Annotated in this window: 13 protein-coding genes and 1 riboswitch; of the genes, 6 read left to right on the top strand and 7 right to left on the bottom strand. The window is 73.6% G+C overall.

From position 1 onward, the window contains the following. Positions 1–10 precede the first annotated feature (10 nt). The 3 genes from ACWH4W_RS26310 (at position 11) to ACWH4W_RS26300 (ending at position 2810) form a co-directional block, all read left to right on the top strand. Positions 11–484 carry a bifunctional nuclease family protein gene (locus tag ACWH4W_RS26310; protein ID WP_004934251.1) on the top strand — a complete coding sequence of 158 codons (474 nt, stop codon included), beginning with the start codon at positions 11–13 and terminating at the stop codon, positions 482–484. Positions 485–670: 186 nt separating this feature from the next. Further along, the gene (locus tag ACWH4W_RS26305) at positions 671–1354 is read left to right on the top strand and encodes a MerR family transcriptional regulator (protein ID WP_473078329.1); all 684 of its coding nucleotides are present in this window, start codon (positions 671–673) and stop codon (positions 1352–1354) included. Positions 1355–1418: 64 nt separating this feature from the next. After that, positions 1419–2810 (top strand): DNA polymerase IV, encoded by a 1392-nt coding sequence (locus tag ACWH4W_RS26300; protein ID WP_473078328.1) that lies wholly within the window; start codon positions 1419–1421, stop codon positions 2808–2810. A gap of 802 nt (positions 2811–3612) precedes the next feature. Here ACWH4W_RS26300 and ACWH4W_RS26295 read toward each other — a convergent pair. Further along, positions 3613–3987, bottom strand: a complete 375-nt coding sequence (locus tag ACWH4W_RS26295; RefSeq protein ID WP_106415219.1) for a PRC-barrel domain-containing protein — start codon at positions 3985–3987, stop codon at positions 3613–3615. A 113-nt stretch (positions 3988–4100) separates the two neighbouring features. Then, positions 4101–4196: riboswitch (glycine riboswitch) on the top strand. A gap of 174 nt (positions 4197–4370) precedes the next feature. On the opposite strand from ACWH4W_RS26295, the gene gcvP reads away from it, so the two are divergent. Next, positions 4371–7256, top strand: a complete 2886-nt coding sequence (gcvP, locus tag ACWH4W_RS26290; protein ID WP_473078327.1) for an aminomethyl-transferring glycine dehydrogenase — start codon at positions 4371–4373, stop codon at positions 7254–7256. Between the two features lie 147 nt (positions 7257–7403). Here the strand turns inward: gcvP and ACWH4W_RS26285 are convergent, their stop codons facing one another. Then, the gene (locus ACWH4W_RS26285) at positions 7404–8063 is read right to left on the bottom strand and encodes a TetR/AcrR family transcriptional regulator (RefSeq protein WP_473078326.1); all 660 of its coding nucleotides are present in this window, start codon (positions 8061–8063) and stop codon (positions 7404–7406) included. 103 nt (positions 8064–8166) lie between these two features. On the opposite strand from ACWH4W_RS26285, the gene ACWH4W_RS26280 reads away from it, so the two are divergent. After that, positions 8167–8835 (top strand): CatB-related O-acetyltransferase, encoded by a 669-nt coding sequence (locus ACWH4W_RS26280; RefSeq protein ID WP_473078325.1) that lies wholly within the window; start codon positions 8167–8169, stop codon positions 8833–8835. A gap of 64 nt (positions 8836–8899) precedes the next feature. Next, complete coding sequence (locus ACWH4W_RS26275) at positions 8900–9562, top strand: DUF5701 family protein (protein ID WP_473078324.1); 663 nt, start codon at positions 8900–8902, stop codon at positions 9560–9562. 53 nt (positions 9563–9615) lie between these two features. Here the strand turns inward: ACWH4W_RS26275 and ACWH4W_RS26270 are convergent, their stop codons facing one another. The 5 genes from ACWH4W_RS26270 to ACWH4W_RS26250 all read right to left on the bottom strand — a co-directional run bounded on the left by ACWH4W_RS26270 (position 9616) and on the right by ACWH4W_RS26250 (position 13980). Beyond that, a complete protein-coding gene (locus tag ACWH4W_RS26270; protein WP_473078323.1) occupies positions 9616–10746 on the bottom strand; it encodes an ABC transporter ATP-binding protein in 1131 nt (376 codons plus the stop codon). A gap of 1 nt (position 10747) precedes the next feature. Continuing rightward, positions 10748–11578 carry a molybdate ABC transporter permease subunit gene (gene modB, locus ACWH4W_RS26265; RefSeq protein WP_473078322.1) on the bottom strand — a complete coding sequence of 277 codons (831 nt, stop codon included), beginning with the start codon at positions 11576–11578 and terminating at the stop codon, positions 10748–10750. Continuing rightward, the gene (gene modA, locus ACWH4W_RS26260) at positions 11575–12354 is read right to left on the bottom strand and encodes a molybdate ABC transporter substrate-binding protein (RefSeq protein WP_473078321.1); all 780 of its coding nucleotides are present in this window, start codon (positions 12352–12354) and stop codon (positions 11575–11577) included. Before modA ends, modB begins: the two co-directional genes overlap by 4 nt. Before the next feature lie 159 nt (positions 12355–12513). Continuing rightward, a complete protein-coding gene (locus tag ACWH4W_RS26255; RefSeq protein ID WP_473078320.1) occupies positions 12514–12909 on the bottom strand; it encodes a TOBE domain-containing protein in 396 nt (131 codons plus the stop codon). Between the two features lie 42 nt (positions 12910–12951). Continuing rightward, the gene (locus ACWH4W_RS26250; RefSeq protein ID WP_473078319.1) at positions 12952–13980 is read right to left on the bottom strand and encodes a LacI family DNA-binding transcriptional regulator; all 1029 of its coding nucleotides are present in this window, start codon (positions 13978–13980) and stop codon (positions 12952–12954) included. Between the last annotated feature and the right edge of the window lie 180 nt (positions 13981–14160).

Here is a 14160-nt window from a genome sequence, read left to right as displayed (position 1 = left end):
GGGTTGCTGTGTGAACGAGCTCGATGTCGTAGGTGTCCGGGTCGAAATGCCCTCCAACCAACCGATCGTGCTGTTGCGTGAAGTGGGCGGCGACCGCTACCTCCCCATCTGGATCGGCCCCGGGGAGGCGACGGCCATCGCCTTCGCCCAGCAGGGCATGGCGCCCGCACGGCCGCTGACCCACGACCTGTTCAAGGACGTGCTGGAGGCCGTGGGACAGGAGCTCACGGAAGTGCGCATCACCGACCTGCGGGAAGGTGTGTTCTACGCCGAGCTGGTCTTCGCCAGCGGGGTCGAGGTGAGCGCCCGTCCGTCCGACGCCATAGCGCTCGCCCTGCGCACGGGGACCCCGATCTACGGAAGCGACACGGTGCTCGACGACGCCGGGATCGCCATTCCGGACGAGCAGGAGGACGAGGTGGAGAAGTTCCGCGAGTTCCTCGACCAGATCTCGCCCGAGGACTTCGGGACCAGCAACCAGTGAGCCGGCCCCGGGGTCCCGCCGCGGTCGCGGCCCGCGCCGTGGGCATTCGGCTAGCCTTTCCCCGCGGTGGGGCACGGGAAACCACTCTTAGGGTGATTATCACTCGGCGTGCCGAGTGTGGCGATCGTTGACGCACCCTTGGTGACTGCCTACCGTCGAGGAGGCAGGTCAAGGACGGAGGTCGGCGTGAGAAGCAGCGGCGACGGTACGGCTGGGGGTGCCCCCGGACGCGTTTTCGGGGCGGGCGGGCCGTATCCTCCCCAGAGCTCTCCGCTCCGCTCGGGCGGGGGCCATCCCGCGCGTGGTGGTGCGATCGATCCCGCTCCGCAGCGGCCGACGGCTGTGCCGAGCGGCGGAGGGGCGGCGGCCATGGCGACCGGGGAGATCGGCTACCGCGGGCCCACAGCGTGCGCCGCGGCCGGCATCACCTACCGCCAGCTCGACTACTGGGCGCGTACGGGCCTGGTCGAGCCGAGCGTGCGCCCGGCCCACGGGTCCGGCACGCAGCGGCTGTACAGCTTCCGCGACGTCGTCGTGCTGAAGATCGTCAAGCGGTTCCTGGACACGGGCGTGTCCCTGCAGAACATCCGCACCGCCGTCCAGCACCTGCGTGAACGGGGCTTCAGCGACCTGGAACGCATGACGCTGATGAGCGACGGCGCCACGGTCTACGAGTGCACCTCGCCCGACGAGGTCCACGCGTTGCTCCAGGGCGGCCAGGGCGTCTTCGGCATCGCCGTGGGCGTGGTGTGGCGCGACGTCGAGAGCGCGCTGTCGCAGCTCCACGGCGAGCGCGTCGACACGGGTGAGACCCTGATCGGCCACAACCCGATGGACGAGCTGGCCCGGCGCAGGAACCGGGCGGTCTGAGCCGGCGCCGCGCGGCGCCCACCCGACGAGCACGTTGTCAGTGGCGTAGGGCAGCATCGGGGACGTGAGATCCGCTCCCACGATCCTGCATCTCGACATGGATGCCTTCTACGCCTCGGTGGAGCAGGCGTCCAAACCGAGTCTGCGCGGCAAGGCCGTGATCGTGGGCGGGCTCGGACCCCGTGGCGTGGTCGCCACCGCCTCCTACGAGGCCCGCGTCTTCGGCGTCCGTTCCGCGATGCCCATGTCCCAGGCCCGCCGGCTCGCGCCGAACGCCGCGTACCTGGTGCCCCGGTTCGCGCTGTACCGCTCGATCAGCGACCAGGTGATGGCGCTGCTGCGGGCCCTGTCGCCCCTGGTGGAGCCGCTCAGCCTCGACGAGGCCTTCGTGGACCTGGAGGCCGGAGGCGCGGCGTGGGACGAGCGGTCGGCGCGGCTGGCCGGCGCGAAGCTGCGCGCCGACATCCGGGCGGTCACGGGGCTGACCGGCTCGGTGGGGCTCGCCGCCTCCAAGATGTTGGCGAAGATCGCGTCGGAGCAGGCGAAGCCGGACGGGCTGGTCGTGATCGAGCCCGGGACGGAGCGGGCGATGCTCGAACCGATGCCGGTGCGGGTCCTGCCGGGCGTGGGCCCCGCCACCGGTGACCATCTGCGGCGGGCGGGCATCCACACGGTCGGCGAGATCGCCGAGGCGGGCGAGGACGAACTGGTGCGGCTGCTGGGCAAGGCCCACGGGCACACGCTGTACGCGATGGCGCTGGCCCGCGACGACCGGCCCGTCGTCGCCGAGCGGGAGACGAAGTCGGTGTCCGTCGAGGACACCTACGACGTGGACATCCACGACCGGGTGCGGGTCGGACTGGAGGTCAAGCGGCTCGCCGACCGCTGCGTGCGCCGGCTGCGCGGCGCGGGACTCTCCGGACGCACCATCGTCCTGAAGGTGCGGCGGTACGACTTCTCGACGCTGACCCGGTCAGAAACGCTGCGGGGCCCCACCGACGACCCGGCGGTCGTCCGGGAGGCGGCGGCACGGCTGCTGGACTCGGTGGACACCACGGGCGGCGTACGGCTCCTCGGCGTCGGGGTCAGCGGGCTGGCCGACTACACGCAGGAGGACCTGTTCGCCCAGGCGGCGGGCACCACGGGCGCGGGGGAGGAGGCACCGGAGGGCGAGGAGCCCGAGGCCGCGCCCGAGACGCGCCCGGAGACCCCCGCCGAGCGGCACTGGCCCGCCGGACACGACGTCCGGCACGCGGAGTACGGGCACGGGTGGGTGCAGGGCAGCGGGCTGGGCCGGGTGACCGTCCGCTTCGAGACACCCGGCTCGGCGCCGGGCCGCGTGAAGACGTTCCGGGGCGACGATCCGGCATTGGAACCGGCGGATCCGCTGCCGCTGGTGGAGGGGCCACCGGGTGTGGCCGAGGCGGCGGGGGTGGCGGAGGCGCAGTCGCCGTGACGGTCACGGTGGGGCCGGCGGCTGGGGTGCGGGATGGGTGACGGTCGCGGGGAGGCGGCAAGGTGCGGTCCGTGAGCTGGGCGAGTCCACCACCGCTGGCGGAAGGGGCGGAGGCGCAGTCGCCGTGACGGTCACGGTGGGGCCGGCGGCTGGGGTGCGGGATGGGTGACGGTCGCGGGGAGGCGGCAAGGTGCGGTCCGTGAGCTGGGCGAGTCCACCACCGCTGGCGGAAGGGGCGGAGGCGCAGTCGCCGTGACGGTCACGGTGGGGCCGGCGGCTGGGGTGCGGGATGGGTGACGGTCGCCGGGAGACGGCAATTCGTGGCCCGTGGGCTGGACGGGTCCGCTGCGGCTCGTGGAAGGGCCGCCGCGCGTGGCCGAGGGGACGGGGCGCGGTTGCCGGTGACGTTCGCGGTTCACCGGGTCGTGCCCCCGAGGGAGCGGGGTCCGGTGCGCCGGGCGCTTGGATGGAGGGGGCCGTGACGGTCGGGGGGCGGCTGCCGGCGTCTGTGGCCCCGGCCCGGGTGCATCCGGTGCCGCCGGCCCGAGGGAGCGCCGGGCGTGACCGAGGCGGGGGCCTAGTCGCCGTGCCGCTCGCGGTCAGGGGCCGCGCTTCCTGAGGATGCGCGGCCCGGCGAGCCCCGCGGCCGGGGCGGTGGGCCCCGGCTCGTGGCGGTGGCGTGGGAGCCGGACACACACGGCCCCGGTGCTTCCGGCCGCATCCGTGGCCCGGCCGGGTGAGGGGAGCCGGGGCTCCGGGCCGGCCCGGCACAGGGTTCACGGGACCGCCGCCCCCGGTGGCGTCAACCGCGTTCCTCCTGGCCCGCCAGCTTGCCGAAGTCGCGGTCGGGGAGCGGGGGAGGGGAGCCCACGTCCAGGCCGTAGTGGTGGTAGAGCTGGAGCTCCTGCTCCGGGGACAGGTGGCGGCCGACGCCGAAGTCGGGGGCGTCCTTGATGAGGGACCGTTCGAACGGCACGTGCAGCGCCCCGTCGATCAGCTCGCTGGGTTCCAGGGGCACGAAGGCGTCCCGGCTGAACAGGCCGGTGCGTATCGCGGCCCATTCGGGCACGCCGGTGGCGTCGTCGAGGTAGACCTCGTCGATCGTGCCGATCCGGGTGCCGTTGCGGTCGTACGCCTTGCGGCCGATGAGGTGACGCGGGTCGATGTCGGTCTGCACGGGCCCTCCACTCGACGCGAACTCATGCGATAGCACAACAAAAAGGCACAATCGGCGGAACGGCCACTCGAAAGTACGGGTCGGGGCCCCGCTGGTACGCTGGCAACGGCCGCTGACCCCGTGCGGGAGAGTCCTCCAGGCACCACCGGAGGCGCCGAAGGAGCAAATCCTCCCCGGAATCTCTCAGGCACACGTACCGCACGGACGAGGTCACTCTGGAAAGCAGGGCGGGTGTCGACGGCTTCCGCTCTCACCGACGGTGAAAACCGGACCGCCCGCGGCGTCCCGGTGAAACTCTCAGGTTGAGATGACAGAGGGGGAGGCCGTCCGGGCACCTGCGCCGTGGTGCCCCTCGAAGGTCGTCGGACCAGGAGGCCTCCTCAATGACTGCCCCCCGTACCCCGCTCTCCGAGCTCGAACAGGGAATCCCCTTCGAGCAGCGCCACATCGGCCCCGATCACGAGGCCCGGGCGAAGATGCTGGCCCAGGTGGGCTACGGCTCGCTCGACGAGCTGACCGCCGCCGCCGTGCCCGACGTGATCAAGAACGCCGACGCGCTGGACCTGCCCGGCGCCCGGAGCGAGGCCGAGGTGCTCGCCGAGCTGCGCGCCCTCGCCGGCCGCAACCAGGTGCTCGGCTCCATGATCGGCCTGGGCTACTACGGCACCTTCACCCCGCCCGTCATCCTGCGCAACGTGATGGAGAACCCCGCCTGGTACACGGCCTACACGCCGTACCAGCCGGAGATCTCGCAGGGCCGGCTCGAGGCGCTGCTGAACTTCCAGACGATGGTCGCCGACCTCACCGGTCTGCCCACCTCCGGCGCCTCCCTGCTCGACGAGGGCACGGCCGCCGCCGAGGCGATGGCGCTGTCCCGGCGCATGGGGAAGAACAAGAAGGGCCTGTTCCTGGTCGACGCGGACGCCCTGCCGCAGACCATCGCCGTGATCGAGACCCGCGCCGAGCCGACCGGCGTGGAGGTCGTCGTCGCCGACCTGGCCGACGGCATCCCCGCCGAGCTCGACGGCCGTGAGATCAACGGCGTCCTGATCCAGTACCCGGGTGCCTCCGGTGCCGTCCGGGACATCAAGCCGGTCATCGACCAGGCGCACGAGCGGGGCGCGCTCGTCACCGTCGCCGCCGACCTGCTCGCCCTCACCCTGCTGAAGTCCCCCGGCGAGCTGGGCGCGGACATCGCGGTCGGCACCACGCAGCGCTTCGGCGTCCCGATGGGCTTCGGCGGACCGCACGCCGGCTACATGGCCGTCCAGGAGAAGATGGCCCGAAGCCTGCCCGGTCGCCTCGTCGGCGTCTCCGTCGACGCCGACGGCGACAAGGCGTACCGTCTGGCGCTGCAGACGCGCGAGCAGCACATCCGCCGCGAGAAGGCCACCAGCAACATCTGCACCGCGCAGGTGCTGCTCGCCGTCATGGCCGGCATGTACGCCGTCCACCACGGCCCCGACGGCCTGCGGACCATCGCCCGCCGGACCCACCGCTACGCCGCGATCCTCGCCGAGGGGCTGCGCTCCGGCGGCGCCGAGGTCGTCCACGGCTCCTACTTCGACACCCTCACCGTGCGGGTCGCCGGGCGGGCCGCCGAGGTCGTCGCCGCCGCCCGCGACCGCGGTGTGAACCTGCGTCTCGTCGACGCCGACACCGTCTCCGTCGCCTGTGACGAGACCACCACCCGCGACCAGCTCACCGCCGTGTGGCGCGCCTTCGGCGTCGAGGCCGACGTCGAGGCCCTGGACGCCGCCGCGCGGGACGCCCTTCCGGACGCGCTGCTGCGCTCCGACGAGTTCCTGACCCACCCGGTCTTCCACCAGCACCGCTCCGAGACGGCCATGCTGCGTTACCTGCGCCGCCTCGCCGACCGCGACTACGCGCTGGACCGCGGCATGATCCCGCTGGGCTCCTGCACCATGAAGCTCAACGCGACCACCGAGATGGAGCCGGTCACCTGGCCCGAGTTCGGACAGCTGCACCCCTTCGCGCCCGCCGAGCAGGCCGCCGGGTACCTCACGCTCATCCGTGAGCTGGAGGAGCGGCTCGCCGAGGTCACCGGCTACGACAAGGTGTCCCTCCAGCCCAACGCCGGGTCCCAGGGCGAGCTGGCCGGACTGCTCGCCGTCCGCGGCTACCACCGCGCCAACGGCGACGATCAGCGCACGGTCTGCCTCATCCCGTCCTCCGCGCACGGCACCAACGCGGCCAGCGCGGTCATGGCCGGCATGAAGGTCGTCGTCGTCAAGACCGCCGACGACGGCGAGGTCGACGTCGAGGACCTGCGCGCCAAGATCGAGCAGTACCGCGACCAGCTGGCGGTACTGATGATCACCTACCCGTCGACGCACGGCGTGTTCGAGGAGCACGTCGCCGACATCTGCGCGGCGGTGCACGAGGCGGGCGGCCAGGTCTACGTGGACGGCGCCAACCTCAACGCCCTGGTCGGCCTGGCCAAGCCGGGCCACTTCGGCGGCGACGTCTCGCACCTGAACCTGCACAAGACGTTCTGCATCCCGCACGGCGGCGGCGGCCCCGGCGTCGGCCCGGTCGGCGTCCGCGCGCACCTGGCGCCGTACCTGCCGAACCACCCGATGCAGCCCGAGGCGGGGCCGGAGACCGGGGTCGGCCCGATCTCGGCGGCGCCCTGGGGCTCGGCGGGCATCCTGCCCATCTCCTGGGCGTACGTCCGGCTCATGGGCGGCGAGGGCCTCAAGCGGGCCACGCAGGTGGCGGTGCTCAGCGCCAACTACATCGCCAAGCGCCTGGAGCCGCACTACCCGGTGCTCTACACCGGCCCCGGCGGGCTGGTGGCGCACGAGTGCATCATCGACCTGCGTCCGCTGACCAAGGCGACCGGCGTCAGCGTGGACGACGTGGCCAAGCGGCTGATCGACTACGGCTTCCACGCGCCGACGATGTCCTTCCCGGTGGCCGGGACGCTGATGATCGAACCGACCGAGTCCGAGGACCTGGCCGAACTGGACCGGTTCTGCGAGACGATGATCGCCATCCGCGCGGAGATCGAGAAGGTCGGCTCGGGCGCGTGGCCCGCCGAGGACAACCCGCTGCGCAACGCCCCGCACACCGCCGCCGCGCTCGGCGGGGAGTGGGAGCACGCGTACAGCCGCGAGGAGGCGGTCTTCCCGGTCGGCGTGAACGCCGCGGACAAGTACTGGCCGCCGGTGCGGCGCATCGACCAGGCCTTCGGCGACCGGAACCTGGTGTGCTCCTGCCCGCCGCTGGACGCGTACGAGGACTGACGCCCTCCTGGGAGCACGGCCCCGTGTGTCCGACGCGGCACGCGGAGCCGTGCCGTCGGGGCACGTGAGCGGCCCGGCCGGGGAATGCCCGGCCGGGCGCTCACGCGTCTGCGGGCCCGGCCGGGGAGTACGGGGGGCGTGGGGTCGTCAGGCGGTGCCGAGGGTTCCGATCGACGGTTCCAGCAGGTCGAAGGCGCGGGTCGCCTCCGGCGCGACCGTCGCCTCGATCTCCTCGGCGGGCAGCCCGGCGAGGGTGAGCTGCTGGATGCGCTGGAACAGGAGACGGTGGACCGCGCCCAGGAGGCCGGCGGCCGTGCGGGCCACGATGTCGTCGGCCGGCACGTTCTCGGCCGTGGCGAGCGCCTCGGCCAGTGCCTCCTCCCGGCGGTCGTGCAGGCCGCGCACGCAGGTGGTGAGGGTGGCGCTGTCGGCCACCATCCGGGCGAACTCCGGGCCGGTGAAGCCGCTCACCGGATCGTGGGCGGCGAGTGCCTCGGTGAAGGCGCGGCGCAGCGCGCCCAGGGCGGACTCGCCGGGGCTCCGGGCGGCCACCGTCGAGGCCAGGCTCGCGACGAAGGCGTCCTGGTGGTCGAGGGCCAGGTCCTCCTTGCGGGCGAAGTAGTTGGTGACCGTCTTCTTCGACACGCGTGCGGCGTCGGCGATCTCCGCGATGGTCGTGGCGTCGAAGCCCTGTCGGAGGAAGAGACGGGTGGCCTGGTCGGAGATGTGCTGACGGGTCTCCTGCTTCTTGACCTCGCGCAGGCCGCCCGTGGACCGTGACGACGCGCTGTCGTGTTGGCTGCTCATGGGCGAATCTTACTACGGTGGTATTTTTTTGTTGACGCTCTTTGTGGGCAGAGGGTAATTTTACTACTGACGTAAGAATCGACCAGTCCTACGGGGGCCTCTCGTGACCGATCCCGCCGTTCTGCACCCGCTGCCGGAGCACGAGCGCGTCGTGTTCCTCAAGCCGCTGATCACCTCCCCGTCGATCGAGGTGGGCGAGTTCACCTACTACGACGACCCCGAGGGGGCGACGGAGTTCGAGCGGCGCAACGTCCTCTACGCCTACGGTCCGGAAAAGCTGATCATCGGCCGGTTCTGCGCCGTGGCCGCCGGTACCCGCTTCCTGATGGCCGGGGCGGGGCATCCGACGATGGGAGTGTCCACCTACCCGTTCACCATGTTCGGCGGGGAGTGGACCGACCGGACCCTCGATCTGGTCACCGCCATGCCCAGCCGCGGGGACACGGTGGTCGGCAACGACGTCTGGTTCGGCTACGGGGCCACCGTCATGCCGGGCGTGCGCATCGGCGACGGCGCCGTCATCGCCGCCGGAGCCGTCGTCACGGCCGACGTGGCGCCGTACACCGTGGTCGGCGGCAACCCCGCCCGTCCGATCCGGCGGCGCCACAGCGACGCGGACGTGGCGCTCCTGCTGGAAGCGGCCTGGTGGGACTGGCCCGTCGACGTGATCACCCGCCACGTGCGCACGATCATGGCCGGCACTCCCGCGGAGATCGGCGCGATCGCCGCCCGTGAGACGGGCAGCCGCGGCGACGCCCCCGCCGCGTCCTGACCGCCCCGGCGAACGCCTCCGCCGCCTCCCTTACCGCCCAGGACTCCCCGGCAAGGAGCACGCATTGACCGACACGCCCTCCACCGCCCCCAGCCCGCCGGCCCCGCTGCCGCCGCTGTCGGCCCAGGCCGACCGCCTGATCCGGCTCGGCCTGCACACGCAGGCGGGGATACCGGCCGGAGAGATCCGGTCCTTCGCCGAACGGCACTCCGCGGCGGGCCGGGACACCCTGCTGGCCCTCCACCCCGACCGTGTTCCCGCCTCGGTCCTCGCGCCGCTGCTGCGCCATGCCGGCAAGCCCGGCTTCGTCGTCACGGACATGTCGGACGTCGACCGTTTCACGCCCCAGGGGATCGACCTGCCCGACGCCCCCCTCTACGCGGTCGCGGGTGTCGACCGGGGTGATCACCTGGCCGACTGGAGCCCGGAGGAGGCCCTGCCCGCGCTCACCGGGGAGGGCCGCACCCCGCTGCTGCTCAGCGAGGGCATCCACTGGGTGCTCCAGCAGCCCGGGGCCCTGGAGCGCAACCGCTGCTTCATGACCATCGGTTCCCGGCTGCGCAAGCCGAACGGGAGGTTCGACGCCCGCACGCCCGCGATCTGGATCAGCAACGGCACCGGCCGCGACGGCCGGGACCGGCGCGACGCCCCGAAGGTCGGCTGGTGCTGGTGGGGCAACCGCCACACCTGGCTCGGCTTCGCCTCCGCGGCGGGCCGCGAGACCTGACGGCCCGCCCCCGCGCCCGCGGGCGACCGGTCACCGCGTCGCGCGGGCGGGGGCTACGCCGGGTAGGCGTGGGTCTGGGTGGCCTTGACGGCCGCCCAGACCGGGGCGCCCGGGCGCAGGTCGAGTTCGGCGGCGGCCACCGTGGTCAGGTCGGCGGCCAGGGAGAGCTCACCGGTCAGTTCGGCGCGGATCCGGTCGCCGTGGGTCTCCAGGCCGGCGACCTCGCAGCGCCACAGGTTGCGGGCGCTGGTCCCGCCGGGGCGCTCCCCGTGCAGCGTGACCGCGCCGGGCGGGAACGCGACGAAGACGGGACCGGTCAGGTCCTCGCTGGTGGTGACGACGGGTCCTCCGGGGATCCGGACCGTGTGGCCGTCGGCCCGGCCGCGGTAGAGGTTCAGGCCGACCAACTGGGCGATGTACTCGGTGCGCGGGTGGCGGGCGATGTCCGTGGGCGTGCCCTCCTGGACGGTCCGTCCCTGCTCCACGACGACGAGCCGGTCGGCCAGCACCATCGCGTCCAGCGGATCGTGCGTCACCAGGACGGCCACGGCCTCGAAGGCGGCCAGGTGGCGCCGCAGCTCGGTCCGGACCTCGAGCCGCGTCCGGGCGTCCAGTGCCGCCAGCGGTTCGTCCAGGAGCAGCAGCCGGGGGCGGGTGGCCAGGGCGCGGGCCAGGGCCACGCGCTGTGCCTGGCCGCCGGAGAGCCGGCGGGGCTTGGCGTCGGCGTGGCCGGCCAGCCCCATGCGGTCCAGCCACTCGGCGGCCAGGGCCCGGGCCCGCGCCTTTCCGGCGCCCCGGCAGCGCGGCCCGAAGGCCACGTTGTCGAGCGCGGTCAGGTGCGGGAAGAGCAGGTAGTCCTGGAAGACGACGCCCACCGGACGGTCCTCGGGCGGCGCGTCGCGCAGGTCCCGGCCGTCCAGCCTCAGGTGGCCGTCCGAGAGGGGGGCGAGGCCCGCCAGGGCGCGCAACGCGGTGGACTTCCCGGCACCGTTCGGGCCGAGCAGCGCGATCACGTCCCCGGGCGCGGCGCGCAGCGAGACGTCCAGCCGGAAGGAGCCCCGGTCCACGACCAGCCGGGCGTCGAGTCCGTCGGCGGGGGCGCGTCCGGCAGGGGTGCGGGCCCCGGCGGGGGCGGCTTCGGCGGCGGGACCCCCGGAACGCTCCGGCATCTCCTCGGGCGCCATGTCAGACCGTCCTCATCCATCGGTCGCGCAGCGCGGCCAGCACGGCGACGGACACCGCCAGCAGGACCAGGCTCAGGGCGATCGCCGCCGCCGGGTCGTTCTGCAGGGCGAGGTACACGGCGAGCGGCATGGTCTGGGTGCGGCCGGGGAAGTTCCCCGCGAAGGTGATCGTGGCGCCGAACTCCCCGAGGGCCCTCGCCCAGGCCAGGACGGCGCCGGCCGCGACGCCGGGGGCGATCAGCGGCAGGGTGACCCGGCGGAACGCGGTGAAGCGGGACGCGCCCAGGGTGGCCGCCGCCTCCTCGAACCGCGGGTCGGCGGCCCGCAGCGTGCCCTCGACGCTGATCACCAGGAACGGCAGCGCGACGAAGGTCTCCGCGAGGACGACGCCGGCGGTGGTGAACGGCAGGGTGACGCCGAACCACTCGTCCAGCCACCGCCCCACGACGCCGTTGCGGCCCAGCGCCAGCAGCAGGGCGACACCGCCGACCACCGGCGGCAGCACCAGCGGGAGCGTCACCAGGGCGCGGACCAGACTCCGCCCGGGGAAGTCGGTACGGGCCAGCAGCCATGCCAGCGGCACCCCGACGACCAGGCTGAGCGCGGTCGCCGTGGTCGCGCAGACCAGCGACAGGCGCAGCGCGTCCCAGACCGCCGGGCCGGTCAGCTGCTCGGGCAGGTCACGCCAGGGTGCCCGTGCGACGAGGGCCAGCAGGGGCACCAGGAGGAACGCCAGGCCGGCCAGGGCGGGCGCGAGAAGGGCGAGCGGGACACCGCGGCCGGGGGTGCGCGGCCGCCGCGCCGTGCGGACGGCTTCCCGGGCGGCGGTCATGGCGCGAGGAATCCGGTCCGGCCGAGCACCTTCCGGCCGTCCGGCGATGTCACGAGCGCGACGAAGGCCTCGGCCGCCGCGGGGTTCGGGGCGGCCTCCAGCCGGGCGATCGGGTAGTCGTTGACGGCCTGCGCGGCCTCCGGGAAGTCCACGCCGTCCACCGTGTCACCGGCCGCCCTCACATCCGTGCGGTACACGACCGCGGCGTCCGCCTCCTTCAGCCGCACCTTGGTCAGCGCGCCTTTCACGTCCTGCTCGTAGGAGGCGGGCGTGACCTCGGCCCCGGCCGCCGTGAGGGCCTTCTGGGCGGCGGCCCCGCAGGGCACCGCCTTGTCGCAGAGGACGACCTTCAGGCCGGGCGCGGCCAGGTCGGCGAGGGAGTCGATGCCGTGCGGGTTGCCGGGGGCGGTGGCGACGGCCGGGCGGTTGCGCGCGAAGGTGACCGGGTCGCCCGCCGTGAGCTTCTCGTCCGTGACGCGCCGCATCGTGGCGGGGCTGGCGGCGGCGAAGACGTCGGCGGGGGCGCCGCCCACGATCCCGGCGGCGAGGGAGTCGCTGCCGTTGAAGTTGAAGACCACCTCGGTGCCGGGGTGTTCCTCCTCGAACCGCTCGCCCAGGGCCGTGAAGCTCTCCTTCAACGAGGCGGCGGCGAAGACGGTGACGGTGCCGCTCGGACGTCCGCCGCCGTTCCCCGGCGAGGAGCAGGCGCTGAGCCCGGGGGCGGCGAGGAGGGCGAGGGCGGCGACACCGGCGGTCCGGCGGACGGAACGGATCATCCGAGTGCACTCCCTCGCGGCGGCGGGCGTCTGCGGGGACGCTCACCCCGCGTTCCTTCATTGTGACGCATCTGCAAGGTGAAGAGTGCCTGCCTTGCCGCATGAGCAAGGCTCAAGCGCGGACAGGGTTCGCATGTGAGTCTCCGTAGGTGCTGTGTGTCAGGTGCGGTCGATGTGGACGTTCGTCGACTTCACCCTGGCCGTGGCCTCCACGCCGACCTCCAGGCCCAGTTCCTCGACCGCCTCCCGCGTGAGCAGGGAGACCAGGCGGTGCGGTCCGGCCTGGATCTCCACCTGGGCCGCGACGTCACCGAGCTTGACCGCCGTGACGATGCCGGGGAACGCGTTGCGGGCCGAGGTGTAGGGGGCGTCCTCCTCGGCCGTGGCCGCCTTGGCCAGCTCGACGGAGAACGCCGCCAGGGCGCGGCCGTCGATCACTCGTCGTCCGGCGTCGTCGCGTCGGGTGGTGAGGCGTCCCGCGTCCGCCCAGCGTCGTGCGGTGTCGGGGCTGATGCCGAGCAGCCGCGCTGCCTGGCCGATCGTGTAGGACTGCATGCCGGTCACGATAGGGCGCGGCGGCCGGCGCGGGCGTACCGCCTACGACGCGGGCGGCGCCGTGCTCGCGCGCACCACCAGGTCGGTGCCGAGCTCCACACGGGGCGAGTCCGGCTGCTCGCCGCGGGTGAGGCGGAGCACCGTACGGACGGCGAGGGCGCCCATGTCGGCGAGCGGCTGACGGACCGTGGTGAGCGGCGGAGCCGACCAGCGCACCTCCGGGAGGTCGTCGAAGCCGGCCACGCTCATGTCCTGCGGCACCCGCAGCCCCCGGACGCGCAGCGCCTCGATCGCCCCGAGCGCCATCTGGTCGCTGGCGGCGAAGATCGCCGTGGGCGGTTCCGGCAGGTCCAGCAGGGTGTGACAGCCCGCGTAGCCGGACTCGGGACGGAAGTCGCCCGGGGTCACCAGGGTGTCGTCGGGGGTGACGCCCGCGCCCTCCAGCGCGGCGCGGTAGCCGTCCAGGCGGGCCCGGGAGCAGAGCAGCCGCGGCGGGCCGGCGATCAGGCCGATCCTGCGGTGCCCGAGGGACAGCAGATGCTGGGTGGCCGCCAGGCCGCCGGACCAGTTGGCGGCGCCGATGGTGGGGACGTCCAGGCCGGGGGAGCCGTCCGGGTCCACGACCACCAGCGGGACGCCCAGGATGCGCAGTTCCTCGTGCAGCGAGGACTCCAGGGCGGAGGTGACGAGGATGACGCCGTCGGAGGCGCGTGCCCGCAGGTTGCGGATCCATTCGCGCGCGTCGCCGGAACGCCCGTGGATCGCCGACACCACGGTGCCCACCCCGGCGGTGTGGGCCTCTTCCTCGACCCCGCGGATGATCTCCACGGCCCAGGGGCTGTCGAGGTCGTTGAAGACCAGATCGAGCAGCGCGGCGCGGGAGGGCGGGGATGCGGGGCGGCGGCGGTAGCCGTGGCGGCGCAGCAGGTCCTCGACGCGGGCGCGGGTCTGCGGGGAGACGTCGGAGCGGCCGTTGACCACGCGGGAGACGGTCGGGACGGAGACCCCGGCCTGCCGGGCGATCTCGGTGATCGTGACCCTGCTCCCGGCGTCGGCCTCCTGTGCTGCCACTTGCCCCTCCTCCGAGACGGAACCCGCGAAACCTCCGGAAGTCTTCCGGAGAACGGGCGCGTGGGGAAAGGCGGCGCCGGTCACACGGCGGCCGCCGCCTGTGCCTTCCGGGGCGGCCGTCACCGTGCCCTTCCGCGGGACCGCGGCGGGTGAGGAGCCGGGCACACGCTGCGGAGCCGG

Source organism: Streptomyces sp. DSM 120436 (genome assembly GCF_055778765.1).
This window is presented reverse-complemented; position numbering and strand designations above follow the sequence as displayed.